Source organism: Pantoea sp. RCC30.1 (assembly GCF_058148845.1).
In genome coordinates, this window is sequence record NZ_JBXUHX010000001.1 from 40,324 (window position 1) to 64,350 (window position 24,027).

General features: G+C 53.9%; 19 protein-coding genes and 1 pseudogene. 9 read left to right on the forward strand and 11 right to left on the reverse strand.

Annotated elements, in window-relative coordinates:
- Positions 1–63: 63 nt before the first annotated feature.
- Positions 64–1,440 carry a glycoside hydrolase family 10-like protein gene (locus AC2LB6_RS00225; protein WP_490091911.1) on the reverse strand — a complete coding sequence of 459 codons (1,377 nt, stop codon included), beginning with the start codon at positions 1,438–1,440 and terminating at the stop codon, positions 64–66.
- 94 nt (positions 1,441–1,534) lie between these two features.
- A complete protein-coding gene (pdxR, locus tag AC2LB6_RS00230; protein WP_490091912.1) occupies positions 1,535–3,025 on the reverse strand; it encodes a MocR-like pyridoxine biosynthesis transcription factor PdxR in 1,491 nt (496 codons plus the stop codon).
- Between the two features lie 110 nt (positions 3,026–3,135).
- Between pdxR and gabT the strand changes: the two genes are divergently transcribed.
- Positions 3,136–4,422 carry a 4-aminobutyrate--2-oxoglutarate transaminase gene (gene gabT, locus AC2LB6_RS00235; RefSeq protein ID WP_490091913.1) on the forward strand — a complete coding sequence of 429 codons (1,287 nt, stop codon included), beginning with the start codon at positions 3,136–3,138 and terminating at the stop codon, positions 4,420–4,422.
- A gap of 77 nt (positions 4,423–4,499) precedes the next feature.
- Positions 4,500–5,915, forward strand: coding sequence for a GABA permease (gene gabP / locus AC2LB6_RS00240; RefSeq protein WP_490091914.1), 1,416 nt, complete (start codon positions 4,500–4,502; stop codon positions 5,913–5,915).
- Between the two features lie 328 nt (positions 5,916–6,243).
- Here the strand turns inward: gabP and AC2LB6_RS00245 are convergent, their stop codons facing one another.
- The 3 genes from AC2LB6_RS00245 to AC2LB6_RS00255 all read right to left on the reverse strand — a co-directional run bounded on the left by AC2LB6_RS00245 (position 6,244) and on the right by AC2LB6_RS00255 (position 8,356).
- Positions 6,244–6,546: a type 1 fimbrial protein gene (locus tag AC2LB6_RS00245; protein ID WP_490091915.1), complete on the reverse strand. Its 303-nt coding sequence runs from the start codon at positions 6,544–6,546 to the stop codon at positions 6,244–6,246.
- 482 nt (positions 6,547–7,028) lie between these two features.
- Positions 7,029–7,448: a bleomycin resistance protein gene (locus AC2LB6_RS00250; RefSeq protein ID WP_490091916.1), complete on the reverse strand. Its 420-nt coding sequence runs from the start codon at positions 7,446–7,448 to the stop codon at positions 7,029–7,031.
- A 17-nt stretch (positions 7,449–7,465) separates the two neighbouring features.
- Positions 7,466–8,356, reverse strand: coding sequence for a LysR family transcriptional regulator (locus AC2LB6_RS00255; RefSeq protein WP_490091917.1), 891 nt, complete (start codon positions 8,354–8,356; stop codon positions 7,466–7,468).
- 147 nt (positions 8,357–8,503) lie between these two features.
- Between AC2LB6_RS00255 and AC2LB6_RS00260 the strand changes: the two genes are divergently transcribed.
- Positions 8,504–9,355 carry a Vmh family MBL fold metallo-hydrolase gene (locus AC2LB6_RS00260; RefSeq protein ID WP_490091918.1) on the forward strand — a complete coding sequence of 284 codons (852 nt, stop codon included), beginning with the start codon at positions 8,504–8,506 and terminating at the stop codon, positions 9,353–9,355.
- A gap of 82 nt (positions 9,356–9,437) precedes the next feature.
- On the opposite strand, the gene AC2LB6_RS00265 is transcribed toward AC2LB6_RS00260, so the two are convergent.
- Positions 9,438–10,109 (reverse strand): hypothetical protein, encoded by a 672-nt coding sequence (locus AC2LB6_RS00265; RefSeq protein ID WP_090965088.1) that lies wholly within the window; start codon positions 10,107–10,109, stop codon positions 9,438–9,440.
- Between the two features lie 668 nt (positions 10,110–10,777).
- Between AC2LB6_RS00265 and AC2LB6_RS00270 the strand changes: the two genes are divergently transcribed.
- Positions 10,778–11,980 carry a YbfB/YjiJ family MFS transporter gene (locus tag AC2LB6_RS00270; protein ID WP_490091919.1) on the forward strand — a complete coding sequence of 401 codons (1,203 nt, stop codon included), beginning with the start codon at positions 10,778–10,780 and terminating at the stop codon, positions 11,978–11,980.
- Positions 11,973–12,923, forward strand: a complete 951-nt coding sequence (locus AC2LB6_RS00275; protein ID WP_490091920.1) for a hypothetical protein — start codon at positions 11,973–11,975, stop codon at positions 12,921–12,923. The genes AC2LB6_RS00270 and AC2LB6_RS00275 overlap by 8 nt, the downstream gene beginning before the upstream one ends.
- Positions 12,924–12,937: 14 nt before the next feature.
- Here AC2LB6_RS00275 and AC2LB6_RS00280 read toward each other — a convergent pair whose 3' ends face one another.
- A complete protein-coding gene (locus AC2LB6_RS00280) occupies positions 12,938–13,825 on the reverse strand; it encodes a LysR family transcriptional regulator (protein ID WP_490091921.1) in 888 nt (295 codons plus the stop codon).
- A gap of 93 nt (positions 13,826–13,918) precedes the next feature.
- Here AC2LB6_RS00280 and AC2LB6_RS00285 point away from each other — a divergent pair, with 93 nt between their 5' ends.
- Together AC2LB6_RS00285 and AC2LB6_RS00290 are read left to right on the forward strand one after the other, a co-directional pair.
- Positions 13,919–14,977 (forward strand): NAD(P)H-dependent flavin oxidoreductase, encoded by a 1,059-nt coding sequence (locus AC2LB6_RS00285; RefSeq protein ID WP_490091922.1) that lies wholly within the window; start codon positions 13,919–13,921, stop codon positions 14,975–14,977.
- Between the two features lie 67 nt (positions 14,978–15,044).
- Positions 15,045–15,314 (forward strand): annotated as a pseudogene (locus tag AC2LB6_RS00290) (SDR family oxidoreductase); the annotation flags it as partial.
- A gap of 53 nt (positions 15,315–15,367) precedes the next feature.
- Here AC2LB6_RS00290 and rluF read toward each other — a convergent pair.
- Together rluF and AC2LB6_RS00300 are read right to left on the reverse strand one after the other, a co-directional pair.
- Positions 15,368–16,243, reverse strand: coding sequence for a 23S rRNA pseudouridine(2604) synthase RluF (rluF, locus tag AC2LB6_RS00295; protein WP_490091923.1), 876 nt, complete (start codon positions 16,241–16,243; stop codon positions 15,368–15,370).
- A 103-nt stretch (positions 16,244–16,346) separates the two neighbouring features.
- The gene (locus AC2LB6_RS00300; protein ID WP_490091924.1) at positions 16,347–16,817 is read right to left on the reverse strand and encodes a GNAT family N-acetyltransferase; all 471 of its coding nucleotides are present in this window, start codon (positions 16,815–16,817) and stop codon (positions 16,347–16,349) included.
- 312 nt (positions 16,818–17,129) lie between these two features.
- On the opposite strand from AC2LB6_RS00300, the gene sfnG reads away from it, so the two are divergent.
- Positions 17,130–18,215 (forward strand): dimethylsulfone monooxygenase SfnG, encoded by a 1,086-nt coding sequence (gene sfnG / locus AC2LB6_RS00305; RefSeq protein ID WP_090965078.1) that lies wholly within the window; start codon positions 17,130–17,132, stop codon positions 18,213–18,215.
- 121 nt (positions 18,216–18,336) lie between these two features.
- Here sfnG and AC2LB6_RS00310 read toward each other — a convergent pair whose 3' ends face one another.
- Together AC2LB6_RS00310 and AC2LB6_RS00315 are read right to left on the reverse strand one after the other, a co-directional pair.
- The gene (locus AC2LB6_RS00310) at positions 18,337–20,310 is read right to left on the reverse strand and encodes an autotransporter outer membrane beta-barrel domain-containing protein (protein WP_490091925.1); all 1,974 of its coding nucleotides are present in this window, start codon (positions 20,308–20,310) and stop codon (positions 18,337–18,339) included.
- Positions 20,311–20,513: 203 nt separating this feature from the next.
- Positions 20,514–21,404: a MurR/RpiR family transcriptional regulator gene (locus tag AC2LB6_RS00315; RefSeq protein ID WP_490091926.1), complete on the reverse strand. Its 891-nt coding sequence runs from the start codon at positions 21,402–21,404 to the stop codon at positions 20,514–20,516.
- Between the two features lie 471 nt (positions 21,405–21,875).
- Here AC2LB6_RS00315 and AC2LB6_RS00320 point away from each other — a divergent pair, with 471 nt between their 5' ends.
- Positions 21,876–23,996: a TonB-dependent siderophore receptor gene (locus AC2LB6_RS00320; protein WP_490091927.1), complete on the forward strand. Its 2,121-nt coding sequence runs from the start codon at positions 21,876–21,878 to the stop codon at positions 23,994–23,996.
- Positions 23,997–24,027 lie beyond the last annotated feature (31 nt).

Sequence of the window (24,027 nt, forward strand, 5' to 3'; positions counted from 1 at the left end):
GCAAGAATAGCAGTAAGTCACAGGGAAAAACTTAACCGCACTGGTCATGTTGTCACGGTTTTTTCAGCCGCCCCAGCGGCTTTTAAGATAGCTCACCGCCTGCTGAGTCTGTGGCTGATTAAGGTAGTTCTCTCTGAACAGAATAGTGCCATTGATATTGGGATTTGATTCATTCAGGTCGAGCTGCTTTTTCAGTTCAGGTACACCACCCTGAAGCGTCCAGTCAGGCTCAATTTTTGACGGCTCGCCCACTTTGTAGAGTGCAAGACCGATATAGAGCCGGGTTTTAGTGGGCTTAACCACCTCTGCCCACCAGTTTGCCAGCACGTCATAACGGGCAGCCTGACGGGAAAATGGCCAGTAGAGCTGGGGGGCGATGTAATCCAGCAGGCCCTGCTGTACCCAGCGGCGGGTATCCGCAAAGGCTTCGTCATAGGCCGCCGCGCCGCGCGTATCGGAACCGGCAGGATCGTGCGACAGATTACGCCAGACGCCCGCCGGGCTGACACCAAACTCAACCTCCGGTTTCAGCTGCTTGATGGTGCGAGATACCTGCTCAATCAGCTGCTGAGTATTGTGACGCCGCCAGTCCGCTTTGCTGGTAAAACCCTGACCATAACGGCTGAAGGTCTGATTATCGTTGAGCAGCGAACCGGCAGATTCGGAATAGAAGTAGTCATCGAATTGCACACCGTCGATGGGATAGCGCGCGACGACCTCGGCCACAATGCTGGTGATCCAGTCACGTGCTTCGGGGATACCGGGATCGAGCACATAGCGATCGCCTGAGGTGCGGATCCAGTCGCGATGCAGCACAAAAACGCTGGCCGGATGCAGTGACAGCGTGCGGTTCAGCTCGCTGACGGTTGAAGGTTTGGTATTCACCGACACCCGGTAAGGGTTGAACCAGGCATGAACTTTAATACCGCGCTTGTGCGCCTCATCCAGCATAAACTGCAGCGGATCATAGCCCGGGTCGTCGCCGATTTTGCCAGTCAGCATATCGGACCATGGCAGGATTTTTGAGGGCCAGAGCGCAGTAGCATCGGGTTTGACCTGGAAAAAAACCGTGTTAATCCCCAGGCTTTTCAGCTTATCCAGCTTGTCGGTCAACGATTGCTGCTGCAGGCGAATACGCTGCGCCGGACTGGTGCCATTCACTGACGCCACCGGCGGCCAGTCGAGACGGGATACCGTGGCTAACCAGACGCCCCGCACCGGTTCATGCCCCTGAGACTGCGCTGGCTTACCAAGCGTCGGTAGCGGCTGTTTTGTCACGGGCGGAAAAGGCGTCACCAGCGATTTCGGCGGCTCAGATGCACAACTGACCATCAACAACGCCGCAGCCAGCGCGGCGCCACGCTTAATAGCGGTTCTGGCCGGTGCAGTAAAGGGATGAAAGACGATGATGAACTCCAGTATTGTCTGGTCGGGGGGCAAAGAGGTGTATTCTCGGTGACTCTGATTAAATGTCAATGCGTTAGCACAGCAGCAACCGTAAAATTGCCGCCCTTAAAATCAGGCCCTGAGCCCGCTAACGCTGCGGAGTGAATTTAATACCAGCGGAAGCCAGACAGGCTTTGAGGGTGCCAAATGCATCCTGACACTGCCGCTCATTGACGCAGGCGTAACCCAGCAGCAATCCGCGCTCCTCCTGCGGGTGCATGTAATATTGCGAAAGCGGCCGCACTTTAACTCCGCGCTTCAACGCTTCTGCGGCGATCGCCACGTCATCAGCCCCCGCAGGCAGCGACATCACCAGATGCAGTCCCGCTTCATGATTGAATGCCGGTAAAAAGGCGGGTCCCAGATAGCGCTCAATCAGCCTGCAAAGAAACTGCCGCCGCTGCCGATAAAGCAGGCGCATCCGGCGGATATGTTCCATGTAATGGCCCAGCCGGATAAACTCCGCCAGCGCCCGCTGAATCAGCAGATGTCCACCGCGATAGAGTTCTGCCGCCGCGATGCGCAATGGCTGTGCCAGCGGTTTCGGCACCACCATGTAGCCGATCCGCAGCGCGGGATAGAGCGTTTTACTGAACGTGCCCATGTAAATGACCGGTGCATCGGCTTCCAGCCCCTGCAGTGATGGATGAGGTTGCCCCGAAAAACGAAATTCGCTGTCGTAGTCATCTTCCACAATCCAGCTCTGATGACGGCGCGCCAGGGAAAGCAATGCCTGACGACGGGCGAGACTCAGATGCACACCCAGCGGATACTGGTGCGACGGCGTCACAAACACCATCTTTGGCGGTGGGCCGCTGTCCGGCACCAGTCCCTGCTCATCCACCGGCATCGCCCGGATCTTCAGGCCATTCATGCGTAACAGATTGCGCGTTCCCCAGTAGCCCGGCTCCTCCATCCAGACCCGATCGCCGGGATCGCATAATACCCGCGTCACCAGATCCACTGCCTGATGAACCCCTTCGGTAATCAGGATCTGGTCGGCATCGGCCCGCACGGAACGCGCCACACGCAGATAGTCCACCAGTGCATGGCGCAAATCAGGGCAGCCCCCGCCGCTGCTGTAAACCAGGCGGTGAACGTCAGGCTCACGGTTCAGCCGGGCCTGAATCTGGCTAAACAGCTTGTGGGGAAATTCGGTGACATCGGGCGCGCCGGGGACAAAAGCGCCCCACTGATAAGGCGAAGCGGTGGCATGCCCCAGCAGACTGGCTCCGCGCTTCGACAGCGTTGCTGGTCGCTGCACCCTCACCCCCTGAAGATCGGCAATCGCATCGCTCTGCAGACAGTTTTCCGGCAGCGTCTCGGCAACCCAGGTACCACTGCCGGTTCGCGCGGTGACGTACCCCTGCGCCATCAGGCTCTCATAGACATGCATAACGGTGTTTCGCGACACGCCCAGTTCACGCGCCAGATCACGGGTTGGCGGCAAACGGCTTCCGCGCGGGAACACCTCTTCAGCGATCGCGGACTGCATGCAGTTCAGCAGTCGCTGATGTAATGAGCCAGTTCTTAAAAACTGTAACCTCGCTAATAGATGATCTGCGTACAACAGTCGCAATTGGCTCCACCTTTCCTCTCACAATTGGCTCTGGCAACTCACCACGCCTCAGGCATAAATAAACGTGTTTGTCGGGAAATGTAAACATGCATATTAACGAGGTGGATTAAATGAGCGAAAAAAATAACCTGATGCAGCAGCGCAAAGCACAGGCTCTCCCTAAAGGTATCGGTACGCTGTGCGACTGGTACGTTGCCAGGGCAGAGAACGCCACCTTATGGGATCAGGCTGGTAATAGCTGGATCGACTTCGCGGGCGGTATCGCAGTCCTTAACACCGGCCACCGCCATCCACGTATTGAACAGGCCATTGCCGATCAGTTAACAAAATTTACTCATACTGCCTTCCAGATCACCCCTTACGAAAGCTACATCGCTCTGGCTGAGCTTATTAATCAGCGGGTGCCCATCGCGGGCGCAGCGAAAACGGCCTTCTTCACCACTGGCGCGGAAGCGGTAGAAAATGCAGTGAAGGTGGCGCGCGCCTATACCCGCCGTCACGGCATCATCACCTTTGGCAATGCATTCCATGGCCGTACCTTTATGACCATGGCGATGACCGGCAAAGTAGCTCCCTACAAACGGGATTTCGGCCCGATGCCGCCGTCCGTGTTCCACGCACGTTATCCCAGCGCGGTTCAGGGGATCAGCATTGAGGCCGCACTGACCAGCCTCGACGACATTTTCACTCAGGACATTGCGCCGCATGACGTCGCGGCAATCGTGCTGGAGCCGGTGCAGGGCGAAGGCGGATTCCACGCGGCACCCGCAGAATTTATGGTGCAGTTGCGTGAGCTGGCAGACCGTCACGGCATTCTGTTGATTGCGGATGAAGTCCAGAGCGGATTTGCCCGAACCGGCAAGCTGTTCGCCATGGAACATTATCCGGTAAAAGCCGACATCATCACCATGGCGAAAAGCCTGGCTGGCGGGATGCCGCTCTCTGCGGTCGCCGGTCGTGCTGAGGTGATGGATGCCCCTGCGCCAGGTGGACTGGGTGGAACCTATGCTGGCAACCCGCTGGCTATCGCCTCGGCCCATGCGGTACTGGATGTGATTGAAGAGGAGCAACTCTGCCAGCGCGCGGTTGATCTCGGTGCACGGCTTGAAGCTGAGCTGCAGGAGCATCAGCGCAAACATCCGGACATTGCCGAAGTGCGTGCGCTGGGTTCGATGGTGGCAATGGAGTTCTATCAGGCCAGCACCGCGCAGGCAGTTCAGAAGATGGCGATGGAACAGGGCCTGCTGCTGCTGACCTGCGGAGCCAAAGGCAACGTCATCCGCTTCCTCTACCCACTCACCATCCCTGATGCTCAGTTCAGCCAGGCACTGAACATACTCTCCACAGTGATCGATCAATGTGTCACATCTGCCGGAAATCCCGTCGTCCCAGCCTGATTTCGCTGGCGCGTTAACGCAAGTTTATCCCCCGTTCGTCCGGCCACACAGGCCGGACGCCGCCTGGAGACGTTTACATGACGATGACTCAGAATGCGAATGAAGATTCGCTGGCTCAAAACCTGAAACCACGCCACGTGCGTATGCTCTCAATTGCTGGCGTGATTGGCGCGGGGCTGTTTGTAGGCTCCGGCCACGCTATTTCTGAAGCGGGCCCCGCAGTGCTGATCTCTTATGCCGCAGCCGGTGTGCTGGTGGTCCTGATTATGCGTATGCTGGCCGAGATGGCCGTCGCCTCACCCGATTCCGGCTCGTTTTCAACCTACGCGGATAAAGCACTGGGACGCTGGGCCGGATTTACCATCGGCTGGCTCTACTGGTGGTTCTGGGTGCTGGTAATCCCGCTGGAGGCCAATGCAGCAGGCACCATTCTGCACGCCTGGTTCCCCGAGGTCGCTATCTGGCAGTTCACCTTCGCCATCACCTTACTACTGACCATCACCAACCTGCTCAGCGTGAAAAATTATGGTGAGTTTGAGTTCTGGTTTGCCCTGATCAAGGTGGTCGCTATCATCCTGTTCCTGGGTGTCGCGGGTGCGGCAGTGTTTGGTCTGCTGCCTGACAGCAACACCAGTGGCCTGTCGCATCTTTATGACACGCACGGATTTATGCCGAATGGCATGGGCGCGGTCGTAGCGGCTATCCTGACAACGATGTTCTCTTTTATGGGCACAGAAATCGTCACGATTGCCGCTGCCGAATCAAAAAACCCCGGCAAGCAGATCACTCAGGCAACTAACTCGGTTATCTGGCGTATTGCGCTGTTCTATCTGCTGTCGATTTTCTTTGTGGTCGCGCTGGTGCCCTGGAATACGCCAGGACTGGTGGACCAGGGCTCATGGCAGACAGTGTTAACGGCGATGAACATCCCGCACGCTCGTCTTATCGTTGACCTGGTGGTGCTGATGGCGGTGTGCAGTTGTCTCAACTCCGCGCTCTATACTTCATCGCGCATGCTCTACTCTCTGTCACGTCGTAAAGATGCACCGGCTGCCGCTTCACGCACCAATCGCAGCGGCACGCCGTGGGTTGCGGTACTGTTTTCTACCGCAGCTGCGTTTCTGGCGGTGATCGCCAATTATCTGGCGCCAAGCGTGGTGTTTGAATTTTTACTGGCAACGTCCGGGGCGATTGCACTGCTGGTTTATCTGGTGATTGCCGCATCACACCTGGTGCTGCGTAAAAAGCGCGAGAAAGCGGGTGAAGTTCTGAGCTACCGGATGTGGTTATTCCCGGGTCTGACGTGGGTGACTATCCTGTTTATCGTGGCGGTGCTGGTGATCATGTTGTTTGATGCGAAGCATCAGGCTGAATTACTGGCAACCGGTGGTTTAACGCTGCTGATAATTACCACCAGCCTGGTTCTGCGTCGTAAAAAGGAGAAACGTCAGAGTACGAAGTACTTTACTCAGCGCTCGTCTGATCCTTCGTGATTTCCAGGCACGTTCACTAAAAAAATAATGCCCACCTTTAGTCATTAAAGGTGGGCATTTCTGTTTATTCATCAGCTAATCCGTTCAGAACTTAAAAACCATTCAAATGAAATGGGTTTACTGAATTGCCTGCATCATCAGCATGCACTGTTGAATCCGCTTACCTGAATTTCACTGTGTACTTTCCGCTGGCTGTCCCCACTGAATAAATGCGTGAATAATTAACCGTTATTGAGCCAGGAGATTTATCCTTTACTCATTACATACGTGCTACCACCCGCAGATTGCGCTGGCGTTATCAGGTTAACAGTAAAATAAGTTGTAAGAATTACAGATAGCTGACTTCAATAATCCCTTTGGTTTTCTCAGGGTTAAACCAGTGCATCTTTACTTCTACCGGCAGGCCGGTCAGGGATTTGAGGTTCATCAGGTTAGCAGTAGTCACGACAGCCTTGCCACGGGCGGGATCGTAACAGTCAAACACGACATGATTCTGGCCGATATTCATATTACATGAGTCATTAGTGATGGCTCCCCTGAAGGTGATAGTTCCTGAATTTGAATCTGCACTCGCTGGACCGGCCAGGGTAATCAGCAGCGTAGTAAAGCAGATAATTAAAAATGATTTCATTTTTCTCGTTCTCCAGAGTATGTGTTACCGGTTATCGGCTCACAGACTCAAAGATTAAGTGCTGAATGAAAGAATAAATGTAAAGTTTCAGAAGCCTGGTCCAATGAAATCCATTAACAAGGTAGTGTTAAGAATCATCCTAATCCTGCCAGTAAAAGTGAGGATAGTGTAATTAATATTTTTCACTCATTTTTTATATTTATCAGATGATATTGACAAAAACCTCGAGAACCCGCATAGCAAGCGGCATCGATAGCCTCCCTTTCTCACCGTTTACGATTCATCATGGTGAACCACCAGGCGTTACGGAAACAACTAACGCAGCAGGATGAGAAAGCCTTTTTAATAAAGACTTCACGCTTACTATTTTCGCAGTTTTAATTTATTTCGGATGGGATAAATAAAAAGCAGACACACAATGAGTTAGTTAATTAGCTACCTCCACCCTCATGGATTCAGATATTTCCAGACAACTTTTCAGCTTATTCCAGATACTGACAGAAGCGCAGCAGGTAACCATCCGGATCCTGTACCAGAAACTCCCGCTGGCAGGCGGTAGTCTCGCCGATGTCATAGTGGGTATCACGAAGCGGCCGATAGAGCAGCACAGCATGCTGCTGCAAACGCGTAAGCACAGCCTCAATGTCATCCACTTCGATCTGGAAATTTATGCCCCGCCCCAGCGGCCAGCGTAGATCGGCGGTGTTCCAGCCCTGCGGATGGAACTGCTCAATCATCAGTTGGGCCTCACCATAGCAGAGGTATGCGAAGTCAGGCTGCTGGCGCTGGATCCTCACCTCAAAGCCCAGCACCACAGTGTAAAAATGCAGCGAAGCGGCAAAGTCAGTGACGGTCAGTTCTGGCACCATGCGGTTCCAATAGAGGTTTTGATCATCATTCATAAAGGCGTCCATTTTTGTCAGTTACGATCTTTGCTCAGCATGCTGTTCTGCAGCTCATCCAGCATCAGCCGCAATGCGGCAGACTGATGCTCGCGCGACAGGTAAAGCCCCCAGATGCCAATGCGTTGCGGTTCATAATCGGGCATTAGCGTTATCAGCTTACCCGTTTCCAGTGCGTGGCGAGCCTCCTGCTCGGGCACCATCGCTATCCCGCAATCTGCAATTGCCGCGTCACACAATAGTGAAGAGATGCCGGCACTGAAATTCCCCTTAACGGCAACCGCGATTTTCTCGCCTTCCGCCGCCGTGAAATGCCAGCTCTGTCCGGCAAAGCGACTGTAGTAGAGGCAGTTGTGCTGAGCCAGATCGTCCGGCGTTTCAGGAATGCCCCGCTGCTGCAGATACGCAGGTGAGGCGCAGAGTACCGAGCGACATTCCCCAAGGCGACGTGCGATAGCTCCCGGCTCTGGCGCATCGGTGATGCGAACAGCGAGATCGATGCGCTCGCTAATCAGGCTCACCGGCTGATTATTGATTTCAAGTTCGATGCGCAGTGCGGGATAACGTGCGAGAAAATCGGGGATCACCGGACCGACAAGATGAAGTGCCGTAAAGTGGGCACAGGCGATGCGTAACGTTCCGGCCGGAATGCCCTGGGTGGTCTCCTGCTGGATCGCCTCTGAAAGGAGGGCCAGCTGACGGGTCTTTTGCAGAATCGCCTCACCGGCAGGCGTCAGGGTCAGTCGCCGCGAAGAGCGATGCAGCAGACGCGTTCCCGCCCACTTTTCCATCTCTTCCAGATAGCGGCTGACCATCGGGCGAGAAATCCCCAGCGCACGTGAGGCGGCACTCAGGCTACCGAGCTCACAAATCCGGTTAAAAACGGCTGCCGCCGTCACTCTGTCCATCACACCCACCTGTTCGGATTATGAAACTCAGCATCTCTGATTGCGGGAATTCTAACAGATAGCCAGATGGGTAGAATAGCGCCACTGACACTAAACATCGCCCGATACGCCTGCCCTGATGCGGGCATTTATCTCTGAGGATACTCAATGAAAACCACGCTATTACCTGTGATGCTGATTCTGGCTTCGGCCTCCGCCAGTGCAGCCACCCTGCATCTGGAAACCTACAACCCGCAGGAAAACGGCATTTTCCCTGTCTCCTCAACGCTGGTTTCAGGGCCAACCGAAGCAATTCTGTTTGATGCGCAGTTCAGCACGCTCGACGGTGAAAAACTGGTTGAGATGATTAAAAAGAGCGGAAAAAAGCTGAAGGAAATTGTGATCACCTCTGGCGATCCCGATTTCTACTTTGGTCTGGAGCCGATTGTTAAAGCCTGGCCGGATGTAAAAGTGGTTGCCGCGCCTGCGGTGGTGAAACATATCCAGCAGACGCATGACGCCAAGCTGAAATACTGGGGTCCACAGATGAAGCAGGGCGCGCCGGATAAGGTGTTCGTGCCTGAAGTAACGCATCAGATCCGTTTTAGCGTCGACGGCGAAGAGCTGGAACTGCGTCATCCTGAGCAATATGCCGCTTACATCTGGATCCCCTCTGCGCGCACCATCCTTGGTGGTACCGCTCTTTCCTCTGGCATTCACGTCTGGACGGCTGACACGCAGACCGTTCAGAGCCGCGCGGAGTGGCGTCATATTCTGACCGAAATGCAGACGCTGAACGCGAAGAGTGTTATTCCGGGCCACTACCTCGGTACACGTCCAGCCGGTTCACAGGCTGTGGATTTCACCCTGAATTACCTGAAAATTTTTGAAGCGGCACTGTCACATGACAAAACCTCAGCAAAGGTAATTGCCACCATGAAAGCCGCCTGGCCGAAACTGGCTGAGCCAGCTTCGCTGGAACTCAGCGCCAAAGTAAACACCGGCGAGATGAAGTGGTAACGCCCGCTGTGAGGTCAGTTAACCGCACAGTGCCCAGCCTTCCAGCGGCTAACTCCCTGACCTGAATAGAGATGTCCAGGCGCTATTTTTTAGCCAGATAGCGTCTGTCATCACGTGCCTGTAACCGCGCCTCGGCAGGTGTCGGAAAGATATAGTGAAACAGATCACGGTAAAAACTCAGGTGCTTCAGTAATCCTTCCTGAATAGACTTACTGATGTCTTTAATCAGAAATTCCTGGGTGGTATTGAAATTAGCGACGCTAAAAAAGGTTTTGTCATAAACGTTGACGACGCCTTCCCATTTCATCACCTGCTCCTCCGGGGAAGCGCCCTCCGAGGCGATGAACATGCCTTTATGGGATTTCACACCCTGTTTGCTGACATAGGTCGTTAAGGCGTCATAGCCGCGCTTGTTGCGCCAGCGGCAGAATTCATACGGTACATCGTAATGCGGCAGCACAAAGTCCGGACTACGAAAATGTTCATCCCCAATCAACCCATCCAGCGTGACCGTGAAATGAAGAAAGTCCTGCAGGAAGTCGAACTGGCGGGTTTTGGTCAGCGTGACATTAATGGCGTAGTGACCCGCCTGCACATACCAGTAGTTGGTAAAGCCGGTGACCAGAATACAGAATGCCTGCCAGTCACTGAGTCTTCGATCCCCCGCCAGCCCCCTGAAACGGCTGATCATCATCCGTGATTTGGGATGCTGATACGCTTTCAGCAGCGGATCGTTCATACCTTTCAGTAACATCAGGCACACTCCTTGATAGATTGCGCTTATCCTGCCACGCCCTGATCAGGGTGAAAAGTGTCGTTGTTCTGAATGTGACCCCGTTAAAATCTGGCCGGAGGCGTGAAACGGACTGCGGGATCGGGTGAGAGGGGTAGCCATTTTAGACTCTTCAGAGAGGGAAAGCGGAAGCATCCATAATGAAATGGGATAGTCGCGGCTATGGTTTGATTTCCGCTGGGAAAGTGAATCAGCCTTTCTCCGCCCGCGGCTGAAAATGTTACCCCGGCGCTAACCAGCATGCAGAAGGTCTTTTTTAAACTCATTTGTGATTCCATTATGTGACATAAGATTAATTTACTGTCTGGACCCTGAACAACAGACATTGTGGCCCGGCCCATACCTGGCTTACAGAAAAATTAATTTCCTGATTAATCATTAATTTCAGCTTCTGAATAATGGTCCGTTTTCTATTCGGCTTTGGTCGACCCGCAACCACACTTCGTGTATTTCCTGTGATTCAGCCACTGAACGGTCCAGGGATAAGTTTTTCCGTATCACATGTTCATCTTGCCGCTGTTATAAGTCCCGCATACAATCTTAATAAAGGAACCAAATTAAAATAACATTCTCATTATGAGATGTTAATTGTGGAACTTATTCACTGCATATCACTATCTGGAGAAATAATGATTTCAGCGTTGAGATACAGACCGGCAATACAGGCATTTTTAATATCCGTGGCTGCGTGCATGGTGTTGGTTATAGGAATGGGCTATGGGCGGTTTGCATTTACCGGGGTAATGCCGGTTATGTTGCACGAAAATGTTCTCAGCCTTTCGGCTGGTAATCTGGCTGCGTCCGCCAATTACGCAGGGTATCTCCTTGGTGCCCTGCTGTTGTCAAAAGTAAGGCCAACAGATGCGCGACATCTGTGTTTCGGTTCAGTATTCGCCACGCTCATCTGTATGGTATTTCTGGCCTGGCTGCGATCCCCTGTTGCTATCATTGTTGTCAGGGGAGTTGCCGGTATTTGTAGCGCAGTAAGCCTGATTTCAGCGTCTCTCTGGCTGCTTCAGCACATGAAACATGCTCACGGAGCACCCCTGATGTATTCAGGTGTCGGGCTTGGGATCTTTATTTCAGCTGAGTTTATTTCGTTGGGCAAAGCACTGTCGCTTTCCAGCCATTCAATCTGGATGATCTGCTCGCTCAGTGCGGCGCTGTTTTTTCTTATCATTTCCCGACTGCTCAACAGCCCGCCTGAAATGCTCACTAACTATCGCAGCCCATCCGTTATGGGTAAGGCAGGCGGGGAGGTTACAAGGGCAGCTGCATTCCGTCTGCTGATTGTTTATGCCCTTGCCGGATTTGGCTATATTATAACGGCCACCTATTTGCCACTTTTCCTTTCCGGTTCGCTGTCAGGCATCGATCCTGTTCAGGTCTGGGCCGTATTTGGTCTTGCTGCTGTTCCTTCATGCTTTTTCTGGCATCGTCTTGTTTTACGCTGCGGTTACCGAATCAGTCTCATATTGAATCTGCTTATTCAGGCGGTGGGCGTCATACTGCCAGCTTTCAGTTCTTCCCTGGTAAGCTGCGTAGCCAGCGCACTGCTGGTTGGTTTCACGTTTATGGGCACGGTCACGATTGCCCTACCGGAAGCGCGACGACTGGCAGATAGCGTCAGCTTCAACATGATTGCAGCCATGACAGCAACCTACGGTATCGGGCAGATTGCGGGGCCACTTGCTGCAGGCGCCCTTTACTCCTCAAGCGGATCATTTACTCCTTCTCTTATCGCAGCATCTCTGTCGCTGTTGATTGCAATTGCAATCATTCTTTCTGATGCGGGCGAAAATCGTATGAATAAGGAAAAACATCATGAGTAATAAGCTGCTGATCCTCGATATCAGCCACCATGGGCTTTCTGTTTCAGAATTTGACCTTAAAGCAGGCAGCTCATTACGTCCTGAGCATTATTCCTTTATGGACTACCGGGACATTCATGCCGCGATAGAAGATTGTTTCAGGCAAGGGCTGGGTGGGTTACCGCAGGCATGCTGCGTCATATGTGATGCCATCATCACGCCGGAGTGGCTTGTTTTCTCGCACAATCCGCAGATGCGGCTTTCTGTTCAGTGGCTGAAATCTTTGCTGGGTTTAAAGCAGGTCACTTTCATGTCATCTGCGGACGCTCTCGCCTGCAGCGCACCTGTAATTCAGAAAAACGGTTTCATGCAGCATTTGACGGGAGAAGATAGCCTTTATACCGGAAACACGGTACTCACGGTTGAAATCGGGAACACACTTCGGTGCCGCCTGCTCAGTAAAAGAAATGACGTCTGGCTGCTAAGTGCTGTACATAGCAACGAAGCTAATTTCATATCAGATGAACCCGCCCTGAATGATTTTATATACCATTATGGCCCGCGTGCTCTGCTGAGTGAAAAAGGCCTGGTTCTTCTGTATGGCTATTTTTGTGCTCTGGGCGGGAAATCGGTCGAATGCCTGACGTTTGCTGATGTTCTCATGGAGAGAAGCCCGAATACGAAGCAGGAAACCGATGCGGCTAAAATTACGTACTTCAAACTTCTTTTCCACTTTTTAGAGAGTAAACGTACCGCGGCGGATGAGACCGGACAGGGCGTTGCTTATGCAATTTATTCTTCTCAACCTGAACTGTTTGCGACGTATATCAGTCAATATACGACGGCTACTGAAGCAGAAGCTTTTACGCTTTCAGTTTACGTAAACCGGTGCGTAATGCCTCGTTTGCAGGGGGCCGCAGCATGGATTTCCTGGAATGCCCCGGCTTGCCAGAACAGGGACTGAATCCTGATACGTGCTTAGCCTGTAAGGTTGGATGTGTTCTGCAACAGCCTCAGCAGGCTGTCAATGGCGGGTGAGTTGTAACCCTTACGCCAGATAAACTGGGTGACTGCAGACCCTGCGGGAAGAACAGTTAGCCCATCAGGGAGTTGCAACAGGCTGAGCACGCTTTCAGGCAGCATGCACATATACCCCCCGGACGCCACGCAGGCCAGCATAGAGTGGTATGAACTGACCTCCTGAATCTGGATTTTCTTACCGTTTCCGGACATTTTAGCCAGCAGGGCTGTGGCAATTTCACGGTAGGTACACCCACTGGCAAATGCGGCCAGACGCCCCTCACTTATATCGGCCAGGTCACGGATAAGGTTCATTCCGGTTGGCAGCACGAGCAGCAGTTGCTCAATGAAAAGAGGCCGGAAGTTCAGACCCGCCGGGCATTCAACTTCTCCGTCTTTCCTCAGCGGAAGCGCAACCAGCGCACAGTCAAGCTCAGAAAGCAGTACTTTTTCCGTCAGGAATTTAGTTGGCAGAGTGCAAAGGTTAAGCCTGACCTCGGGGCATGCCTGGCTGAATGTTGCCAGCGGCTCTGCCAGCCGGCTGGCAGCGGTACACTCCATTGTCCCCAGCGCGAGCGTGCCGCTCGGTGATCCGGGATGCAGACTCTGACGGGCTTCCTGGGCGAGACTAAGTATCTTTATGGTATAAATCAGGAACTGCCTGCCCTGCGGAGAAAGGCGCAATCTCTTGTTTTCCCTTATAAAAAGCTGTGTATCCAGCTCTTCTTCCAGCTGCTGAATGCGCGTGGTTACATTGGATTGCACACGCCCCAGACGCTTTGCCGCCTTAACAATGCTCAGCTCTTCTGCCACGACACGGAATATTTCGAGTGAAGTATGGTTCATTTATCATTCTCATTTTAAAAACAACATTGATTTTTATATCTCCTGAATGGATTTTATGACTCACCCCCTACAAACATCAAGCAGGTAGATAAAATGAAAAAAACACTGTGTCAGGCACTGAATCTTAAGTATCCCATTATCCAGGCTCCCATGGCGGGTGTTTCAACACCTGAGCTGGCGGCGGCTGTCAGCAATGCCGGAGCACTCGGTTCAGTCAGCGCCGGAGCCTCAACGCCGGAACAGGCGGAAGCAATGATCAGGAAAGCAATGTCCCTGACAACCGGGCCGCTCAACATAAATGTTTTCTGTCACGCACCGGTGGAGCGGAACCTGCAGCTTGAAAAGGCCTGGATAGAGCGGTTTCGTGAAATATTTAACCGTTACGAGGCAGAACTTCCCATGCAGCTGTCGGAAATTTATCAATCATTTCATAATAATGAGAAGATGAGGTGTGTACTGCTTGATACCTCTCCTGCGGCAGTCAGCTTTCACTTCGGCCTCCCTTCAACGACCTTTCTGAAGCAGCTTAAAGCTCAACATATCGTCACGCTCGCTTCTGTAACCAGCACAGAGGAAGCCCTGGCCGCTGAAGCAGCTGGCATAGACTTTGTGGTAACGCAGGGTATTGAGGCTGGAGGACATCGGGGCATATTCAGACCCGAAGAAGAAGATCATCAAATGAGCACGTTCACGCTTGTTCAGGCCGTGAGGAAGGTTTCTCGTGTGCCGGTTATCGCCGCAGGGGGGATTATGGATGGCGCGGGTATAGACGCCATGCTCAGACTTGGCGCAACCGGTGTTCAGATGGGCACGGCCTTTGTCCTGTGTCCGGAATCCGCTGCTAACGATGCCTACAGGCAAGCGCTCAGGAGTGAAAGTGCTGCAAGTACGGTGATGACAACAGCCATTTCCGGTCGCCCGGCAAGATGCATAACCAATGATTTCTGTCATCTTGCCCGGGAGTTCACCCGCGACAGTATTCCCCCTTATCCTCTGGCTTATGCGCTGGGCAAAGCTCTCGCTGCCGCAGCATCAGCAAAGGGAGCCCATGGTTTTGGGGCTCAGTGGGCCGGACAGGGTGCCGCATTGGCCCGTGCAATGCCCGCTGAAGAGCTCATCCGGACGCTGGTAGCAGAATGGCAGGCGGGCTGATATTTATCCTTACGGTGGCATCCGGCTGGAGTAAAGGTCAGGTCGTTGCGCACTCATGGAAAGGGAAAACAATGACGATCTGTGGCGCTGGAGTGAGCAGTGGCCGTTAATTACAGCATGGTTTGAACTGGAAATCGCCACTGTGAACGCACTGGCCGAGGCCGATCTTCTGGCGCTGAGTGACGGTGCTTTTGCTGATTTTGTTTTTGGCTGGAACTACGACATGTTTGGCGACGGCAGCAAGCTGCGGCGGGCAGGCTTTCACGGTTATCGTGCAACAGATAAGATGTTCTGCGATCTGTTTGCCCGCTTTCGGGCGGCGCGGATTATTCTGTAATGCGCAAGTGAAAACGCAGAGAGCGCGGATGTCGCTCTCTGCATTCAGTCGTCTTAGCGCCCTTTCTTCTTACGTCCTGGCTGGACAAAGCGCTTGCGTGAGGCACCGTTAGCATCCGCTTTTTCAGCCGGTTTCGCGGCACTCTTCTGTGGTTTTGCGGTGGCCGCTTTCGCCGGGGCTTTCGCTTTCTTCGCCGGTTTATCTTCTGAAGAGGAGTTCTCCAGCAGTTTAAACAACTCAACGAGTTCGTCGTCGGTGAGATCGCGCCATTCCCCCAGCGGCAATCCTTTGAGATTGACGTTCATGATGCGCGTCCGCTCAAGCTTCGTCACTTCAAAGCCAAAATGCTTACACATGCGGCGGATCTGGCGATTCAGGCCCTGAACCAGCGTGATACGGAAGACAAATGGTGCTTCCTTTTTCACTTTGCACTTTTTGGTCACCGTACCCAGCATTGGCACGCCCGCGCTCATCCCGGCGATAAACTCATCAGTGATCGGCTTATCGACGGTAACGACATACTCTTTTTCGTGATTGTTACCGGCCCGCAGGATCTTGTTGACCAGATCGCCGTGGTTGGTGAGGAAAATCAGGCCCTGAGAATCTTTATCGAGGCGACCAATCGGGAAGACGCGCTTGCTGTGATTGACGAAGTCGCTGATGTTATCGCGCTCACCCTCTTCCATGGTGGTGATAATTCCCACCGGCTTATTCAGCGCAATCAGCACCAGATCGTCTTCGTCGCGTGGTTCAATCAGCTGACCATTTACCTTCACCACATCGCCTGCAAATACCTGCGCGCCAACAGAGGCGCGTTTGCCGTTAATGAAAACGTTGCCCTGCTCGATGTAACGATCGGCGTCACGACGGGAGCAGATGCCGCTCTCGCTGATGTATTTATTAAGACGTGTTGATGAGCCTGTCAGCATGATTCCTCCAAAAAACGCGGACTATACCTTACCGGCGGGGGCTTGCGAAGTCTTTGGCCGGGAAACTTTTGCCGCTTTTTGCCAGTCTGGCGGTTGTCCGCAATTACAGGTCAATCTCCATCGCCATACAGCGCAACGCGCAGCCCGCCAGCTTTGACGGATAGAGACTTTCTCCCAGCTGATGGAAGCCATGCTGCTGATAAAAGCTCACGGCGTTCGGCGTCGACTCGAGCGTCAACCGGCGGTAGCCACGCTGCAGCGCCTCCGCTTTGATGGTGTCGATAATCAGGCCCGCCATTCCCTGTCCGGCGAAGTTGGGGAGCGTAAAAATGGCTTCAACACTGGCGGCGGCCAGATCCAACGATCCCGTGGCCACCGGCACGCCGTCCGGGCCATCAATCACGAAGAAGGGATTCACGCGGATCATCGCGGGAAAGCTGGCGGGCATGCGGTCCGGCGTCCAGGCGGCAAGAACATCGGGTGGATAGGCGTGCTGGCAGCCGTGACGGATGGCCAGATTGCGGATATTCCATAGCGTGTATGCCTCTTCGGGCGATGCCTGTCTGACAATCATGATGGCCTCCGGCTCTGCAACAGAGCCGCTACGTTATCACATCGCGTTATGGCTATCTGCGAATACCGCCGTATTCAGGCGGCCGTGACCTCCCCCCAGTTACGCGCGGTCATTAAGCGCTGCTGCATCAGCAACCGGGCTGTTTCCGTGTTGCTGCATATGCAACAGCACGTTCATGCAAAATTCGATTTTAATCCAATAAAAACAGATTATTACGCTCTGGCACGGTTACTGCTTGGTCCTTTCTTTTATATCTGAAAGTTTGGAAAAATTAACTGTTCCATTAATCCAGCTATATGCCAGGAGAAAATCATGTCACTGAACCAACCTCTACAGTTCGCCTACTGGGTGCCGAATGTCTCGGGCGGACTGGTAATCAGTCAGATAGAGCAGCGTACTCGCTGGGATGCCGAATACAATCGCAAACTGGCGCAGATCGCTGAACAGGCGGGTTTTGATTATGCGCTGACGCAGGTTCGGTTTACTGCCGGATATGGCGCAGATAATCAGCATGAATCGGTCACATTCTCGCAGGATTTACTCAGCCACACCTCGAAATTAAAAGTGATTGCAGCACTTCTGCCCGGTCCGTGGAATCCGGTATTAGCGGCAAAGCAGATTGCCACCATCAGCCATCTTTATGGTCCACGCATCGCCGTTAATATTGTCAGCGGCTGGTTTCGGGGCGAGTTCAAGGCGATTGGTGAACCCTGGCTCGATCATGAAGAGCGCTATCTGCGTTCAGAAGAATTTATTCGCTGCCTGCGGGGCATCTGGCGTGAAGAGAGCTTTAGCTTTGCTGGCGATTTTTATCGCTTCCGCGATTACGTCATGAAACCCAAGCCGTTATCACCGCTCCCGGAAATTTTCCAGGGTGGCAGTTCACGCGCGGCGCGCGACATGGCCGCCAGGGTGTCAGACTGGTATTTTACCAACGGTAATACCCCGGACGGCGTCCGTCTGCAGGTCGCGGATATCCGTGAAAAAGCCGCACGAAATCAGCATCAGGTCAGAATAGGACTGAATGGTTTTGTGATTGCCAGAGAAAGCGAACAGCAGGCGCTGGCGGTGCTTCATGAGATTATAAGCAAAGCCAACCCGGATGCAGTAAAAGGCTTTCAGCATGAGGTCAAAAATGCAGGCAGTGCTTCACCCGAAGGAGAGGGAAACTGGGCGAAGTCGTCGTTTGAGGATCTGGTGCAATACAACGACGGCTTTAAAACCAATCTGATTGGCACACCCCAGCAAATTGCTGAACGAATTATCGAGCTGAAGCAGGCCGGTGTGGATTTGCTGCTACTGGCATTTCTGCACTTTCATGAGGAGGTCGAATTCTTTGGCCGCGAAGTGATACCGCGGGTGCGCGAGCTGGAGGCGCAAGCTTTGATCGAAGCATGAAAAAGGCATGCCACAGATAAGAGTTACAATCGACTGCATCCGGGGAGTGATGAACCCTCAGTTCTGCGACAACGTCGCCCGCCGCTATCCTCCTACGATAACGACCGGCGACGCTGAACGCTTAAAAGCGGGCGTTAAGCCCGACGTTCCATGTCACCTGATGTGTGTCACTGTTACCTGCCACCGCCGAGACGCCAGCGAATGCATTGACTGATGCGCCAATTGGCACGCTCGCCCCAACTGCCATATCGATCCAGTTGTCATCACGGGAACCACTGCTGCGGGTAAAGGCGGTGCGGGTCGACTTCAGTCCGGCTGTCACAGCAGAGTCGCTGTCACCAAACTGATGGTTGTAGCTGACCTGCGCCCAGGGATTGATCAGTAAATCTTTGCTGTCGATGCGCCAGCCCACCGATCCGATTTGGGAGTGCAGCGTCTGGTCGCCAAAGCGCATAGCGGTGCTGCTGTTGCCCTCTTCCTGATAGCCATCAACCTGGGTGTAGTCAAGCGCATAGCTGGCCATCGGGCCGGTGGAGACATAGCGGCCCAGCGGTAAATCCCAGCCGGTCTGCAAACGCATTCCCAGCACTTTACCGTCGCTGCTGCCTTTCTCGGTGCGGGTCGCCGGTCCCAGCCTGATCTGACGCTCGATATCATCAAAGTTGAGATCGGCATAATGGGCGTCCGCATTAATCCATCCGCCATCGAGATAATTGAACTGACTCCAGAGCGCCACCAGATTGCCACGCAAACGGTAATCAAAGCGCGACGAGGGATCCTGCCGTTGCGATGTGGTAGAGAGCAAGGCTCCGGCCTGCCAGTGATCGGTCAGCTGGTAGCCCACACCCACGGTGCCGGTGGCGCTGGTGGCATCGCCATCCAGCAGACTGTCGCCGCGGAAATCACGCTGCTGCCCGGCATAACCGCCGAAAACAGTAAACTCGCCAGCGCTGGCAGGCTGCTGACGCTGCTGCTGCAGATGTCCATCGAGCGTATTATGCGCATCACCCACCAGCATTGACGGTGCCTGACTTAGCGCCGCCACCTGCAGCGGTGCATTCAGCACCGACTCAATATAATCAGCGATCAGCGCATGCACTGCCGGGCTGGGATGCAGCCGGTCGGCGAACAGATATTGCTGCGACTGCGAGAATCCTGGCGTTGAGGAGGTGCAGTCCATTGATGAAACACCGGGCGGACAGGCCATGCCAGCCGTATTGCTCAGTCCATACAGACGCGGATTATCGATCACCTCATTAAACAGGCCATTGATATCCACCCGTGCGATGTTGCCGCGTGCCGCCACCAGCCCCTGCTCCTCAGCCTGATTGTAACGGTCGGTAAGTGTTGCAGCCTCCTGACTCAGTAACTGCCAGGCGGCAATCAGCTGTTGCGCCAGGGCATCGCGGATAAGCGGGATCGAAGAAACCTGTCCAGCCGCCTCGTTCAGCGCGGTCTCAATCGCCTGCTCTCTTGCGGCCCGATCAGGCGTGGTGGTAGTGCTCAGCGATTGAAACAGCGCCGCCGTAGCGGGTTGCGCGGCCGGGCCAAGCACCTGCAGTATCGCCTGCAATAAAGCAGGCGTTGCTCCCACATTCGGCACCGTCGGCACAATTACCGTTCCGGCCCCGGCATTCAGCAACCGGCTGACCTGTGAGGCCGCTTCACTGGCACTGTTATCTACGATCTGCTGCGCAGCAAGAGGCGCAAGCGCCGCTGCCGCTAAATCATTGCCGCCAATCCAGTGAATATAGAGACCGTTCGGGTCGGCCCGACCGCCACGCGCCGCAAGGTAGCTATCGAGCTGATCCTGAGTATTAAACAGGGGATTGATCGCCGGCACCGCAACGGCGCCACCTTCGGCATAGTTGCTTCCTCCCTGGGATGAGGGACGCAGGGTATCACCCAGCGACTGCGCCAGAATCTCGTCATAAAGCGGATGGGTCGCGCCATCATAGGTAAAGCGTCCTACGTTGCCGCCATCACTCAGGCTATCGCCAAACACGGTAAGATCGCTCCAGGCAAGTGCAGGCAGAGGGGAAAGCAGGCTCAGGGTCGCACAGCAAAAAAGGTATTGCGCGTGAAGGGGTTTCATCAGCAGCTCCGCACAAAACAAAATTAAAATGAAATGAAAGTAAGAGCCGCACCCGGTGGCGCGGCAAGCTGTAAGCGTAGACGTCTGAGAAAAGTGGCAGAAGAAAAGACGCGATCGCCGTCGCAAAGCGGAGAAATTTGACTTAAAGGAAGCAGTGACACTCGGTCTATCGGGAAATACCGGTCACGGCTTAGTGATACAGACTATTTTTTGCTGGCGGGTTTCAGCCCTCGATAGAGATCCTGTAACCGTTTCATCGTCTTAACCGTGCGCTGCGGCAGCGTCGAGGCCACCGACAGGATCAGCATCTCCAGACACACCATAATTGTTCCGTGTAGCGGAATGCATCCTTTTTCGCCACCGCGAGGCACATTGATCAACACATCCGCCTCCCGCGCAAAAAAGGAGTCGGTGGCGTTAGTCAGCAGAATGATCGGAATATCAAGCCGTTTCGCTTCACGTACCACGGTCGTTCCTTCCCGGTGCGCCGACTGCTGCGCCATCATCACCAGCACGTCGCCACGCTGCAGCGCCAGCATCTGTTCTGCCAGCGCAATACCGGCGCGATTCAGGGAAAAGGCGGGCAGACCGATACGATTCAGCAGTCGCACGCTGTAGTCCGCCAGAATACCCGAGGCATTAATGCCGAAAATAGCCACTTCCCGCGCTTCGCCCAGCAGTGCCACGGCATCTGCCACCGCCAGCCGATTCTGCGGCTGCGACAGCACCTCACAGGCGTGCCGGTGGCCGCTCAGCACAAAGTCGATGGCGCTGTTCACGTCGCTGGTCACCTCACTAACGGTGGTGATCATCTTATCTTCAGAGGTCAGCGACGGACCAAACCAGGCTTTCAGCGTCTGTTTGAGGTCGCGCAACCCGCTAAAGCCCAGCGCCTGAATAGCGCGGATCACGGTGGCATCAGAAGTGTTATTTGCCACGGCGATCTCCATCGCGGTGCTTTCGAGCACCGTTTCGCGCTGCTGGTCGATATAACGCGCCACGGCCAGAAGACGAGGTGAGAGCTGCTTTTCGCGGGCACGAAGACGCTCTGCCACCACATCCACTCTGTTTTTAACCTGCCTGTTCTGTTTCATGCTGCTCCTGCTGGTAGCGTTATAGGTCTGAAAGGCTTATTACCGGTCTGGTTAAAGGAGGACATTTTACAGTCTGAAAATGTAGTGAAAACGTCCTGCTGTTTAACATTTCACCTTTAAAGTATGGGGATTTAGCGCATTACCCCTAACCACTAATGAATAGATAATCATTTATTTCAATAGAATAAAATAACTGCTCAGCCTGTCACTCAGCAAAAGCGATACGGCAAAAATGTAGCAGAAACTCTTCAAATTATGTTTACTACTACATTACCGGATGTTTGAATGATTCTCAATTACAGATGAGAGGTATTGTCGTCCGGACGGCGTAATGAGCTGAAAACCCTGATGCGCTTCTCCTCTGCTTAACGCGCTGCATATTGCAGACCACCTCCAGGGAAGCCCTGCATGACAAACAGCAATCAGGGCGTATTAGCTTCAGAAACTGCCAGTAACAGACACGAAAAGAAAATGAAAAACAAAGAATCACGATATCCGGCCCGGCACCCCGCACTGGTCGTAGCGATTTGCGGCAGCATGATGCTGCCGCAGGTCAGTGCAGCAGCCGACAGCGCTTCGGATATGACCGTGACCGCGGATGCCAGCGCAGAGGGAAATTACAGCGCCAGCGAGACTAGCGTTGCCAGCAAAATGCCCACCCCGCGACTCGATGAGGCACAATCGGTCAGCGTGGTGACACAACAGCAACTGGAGGATTTCCAGGCCAGTTCACTGGCGGATGCGATGCGCTTTGTCAGCGGCGTCTCAGAGGCGAACACGCTGGCAGGCACCGAAGATGGCTTTGTACGACGCGGTTTTGGCAGTAACGCCGATGGTTCAGTCTACCGGGATGGCATCCGCAGCAGTCAGGGACTCAATTTTGATGCCACGACCGAACGGGTTGAGGTGCTGAAAGGCTCCTCCTCGCTGCTGTATGGCATTCAAAATCCGGGAGGAATTATCAATGTGGTCAGTAAAAAACCTCAATACAACTGGCACTCCAGGGTCACCGGACGTTACGCCAGCGAAGGTGGCGGTGCAGGCACGCTGGATGTCACCGGCCCGCTGGGCAACGGCTTCGCCTTCCGGCTGATCGCCGAAAAGCAGAATCAGGATTACTGGCGCAACTTTGGCAGTGAAGAGCACACGCTGCTGGCACCATCACTTCAATGGTTCGGCGAACAGGCAAGCTTTCTGATCAGCTATGCTGACTATCGCTATGACATTCCCTACGATCGCGGCACAGCCTTTATCGACGGCAAGCCAATCGATATCGGTTACAAAGATCGTCTGGATGACAAAGCCAACCACGCCTGGGGCCACAACAAAACCCTGAATGCCCACTATGACTGGCAGTTTAACGATGAGTGGCGCACCCGGTTAACGCTGGGCTGGAACCAGCGGCGCTATGACAACAATGAAGTGCGCGTGACCGCGGTGAATGCCACCAGCGGCGTGGTCACACGTCGCGCCGATGCCAATCGCGGTTTTAACCACAAAACCAAATATGTGAGCTGGGACCTGCTGGGCAACCCGGAAATCCTGGGGATGCAGCACGCGCTGGTGGTGGGCACCGACTATGAGATGAACCAGACTTACCGTGCCCATCAGTATCAGGGCAAGGTCAATCGCCAGTTCAACTATTTCAATCCCGAATATGACATGCTGTCACCGCTCACGGACGACAGTACGGAAAACAGCGCAGCAGCCAATAATCTGAACCGTATTCATAGCCGCTCGCTCTACGCTAAAGACAGCATTTCGCTCACACAGGAGTGGATTGTGGTGCTGGGTGGTCGTTATCAACATTATGAGCAGCGCGCCTCGCGCGGCTTTAATCCGCAGGTGGAGACCCTGAACGACGAGGGCAATAAGTTTCTGCCGCAGGCGGGCGTAATCTACAAACTTACGCCGGATCTCTCTTTCTACACTAGCGTCAGCAAATCCTTCACGCCTTCCACCGACGTGGATGATGACGGCAACGTCGGCAAACCGGAACAGGGCACCAGCTGGGAAGTCGGCAGTAAATGGCAGCTTTCGCCAAAACTGCTCGCCACCGTGGCGCTGTATCGGATAGATGAAAGGGCGATGTCGCTGAATATCAACGGCAGCACGCGGGCGATTGATAAAGCCCGATCGACTGGTGCTGAATTTGAGCTGAACGGCGAGATTGCTCCTGGCTGGGATTTGAGTGCGAACTACAGCTATGATCAGGCAGAAATTGTCAGCGATCGGGTGAATCCGGATAACAACGGCAATCGTCTGCAGAACGCCCCGCGTCATGCCGGTGCGCTTTACCTGAGTCATGAGTTGCAGGTCAGCAGCCTGCCCGGCTCGCTGCGGCTCGGTGGCGGTGCGCGCTATGTCGGCAGCCGTGCGGGCGATCCCGATAACAGCTTCACTCTGCCCGACTATGTGGTGGCCGACAGCTTCGTGGCGTGGAAAAACCACCTGTTCGGCGAAAAGACTGAGCTGCGTCTGAACATCAATAACCTGTTTAATCAGCACTATTACACTTCAAGCGGCGGCAATCTGCGCGTCCGTGAAGGCGAAACCCGCAATATGATGGTACAGGCCAGTGTTGAATTTTAAATCGCTACGTTCTGCGCTGCTTTTGCTCAGC

What these genes read in the sequence shown, in the direction of transcription:
- sfnG (WP_090965078.1), top strand. Translation starts at nt 17,130, where the DNA reads ATGTCACTGAACCAACCTCTACAGTTCGCCTACTGGGTGCCGAATGTC.
- AC2LB6_RS00320 (WP_490091927.1), top strand. Translation starts at nt 21,876, where the DNA reads ATGAAAAACAAAGAATCACGATATCCGGCCCGGCACCCCGCACTGGTC.
- AC2LB6_RS00285 (WP_490091922.1), top strand. Translation starts at nt 13,919, where the DNA reads ATGAAAAAAACACTGTGTCAGGCACTGAATCTTAAGTATCCCATTATC.
- AC2LB6_RS00265 (WP_090965088.1), bottom strand. Translation starts at nt 10,109, where the DNA reads ATGTTACTGAAAGGTATGAACGATCCGCTGCTGAAAGCGTATCAGCAT.
- AC2LB6_RS00280 (WP_490091921.1), bottom strand. Translation starts at nt 13,825, where the DNA reads ATGAACCATACTTCACTCGAAATATTCCGTGTCGTGGCAGAAGAGCTG.
- AC2LB6_RS00245 (WP_490091915.1), bottom strand. Translation starts at nt 6,546, where the DNA reads ATGAAATCATTTTTAATTATCTGCTTTACTACGCTGCTGATTACCCTG.
- rluF (WP_490091923.1), bottom strand. Translation starts at nt 16,243, where the DNA reads ATGCTGACAGGCTCATCAACACGTCTTAATAAATACATCAGCGAGAGC.
- AC2LB6_RS00275 (WP_490091920.1), top strand. Translation starts at nt 11,973, where the DNA reads ATGAGTAATAAGCTGCTGATCCTCGATATCAGCCACCATGGGCTTTCT.
- gabP (WP_490091914.1), top strand. Translation starts at nt 4,500, where the DNA reads ATGACGATGACTCAGAATGCGAATGAAGATTCGCTGGCTCAAAACCTG.
- AC2LB6_RS00270 (WP_490091919.1), top strand. Translation starts at nt 10,778, where the DNA reads ATGATTTCAGCGTTGAGATACAGACCGGCAATACAGGCATTTTTAATA.
- AC2LB6_RS00315 (WP_490091926.1), bottom strand. Translation starts at nt 21,404, where the DNA reads ATGAAACAGAACAGGCAGGTTAAAAACAGAGTGGATGTGGTGGCAGAG.
- AC2LB6_RS00310 (WP_490091925.1), bottom strand. Translation starts at nt 20,310, where the DNA reads ATGAAACCCCTTCACGCGCAATACCTTTTTTGCTGTGCGACCCTGAGC.
- AC2LB6_RS00260 (WP_490091918.1), top strand. Translation starts at nt 8,504, where the DNA reads ATGAAAACCACGCTATTACCTGTGATGCTGATTCTGGCTTCGGCCTCC.
- AC2LB6_RS00250 (WP_490091916.1), bottom strand. Translation starts at nt 7,448, where the DNA reads ATGAATGATGATCAAAACCTCTATTGGAACCGCATGGTGCCAGAACTG.
- gabT (WP_490091913.1), top strand. Translation starts at nt 3,136, where the DNA reads ATGAGCGAAAAAAATAACCTGATGCAGCAGCGCAAAGCACAGGCTCTC.
- AC2LB6_RS00255 (WP_490091917.1), bottom strand. Translation starts at nt 8,356, where the DNA reads ATGGACAGAGTGACGGCGGCAGCCGTTTTTAACCGGATTTGTGAGCTC.
- AC2LB6_RS00300 (WP_490091924.1), bottom strand. Translation starts at nt 16,817, where the DNA reads ATGATTGTCAGACAGGCATCGCCCGAAGAGGCATACACGCTATGGAAT.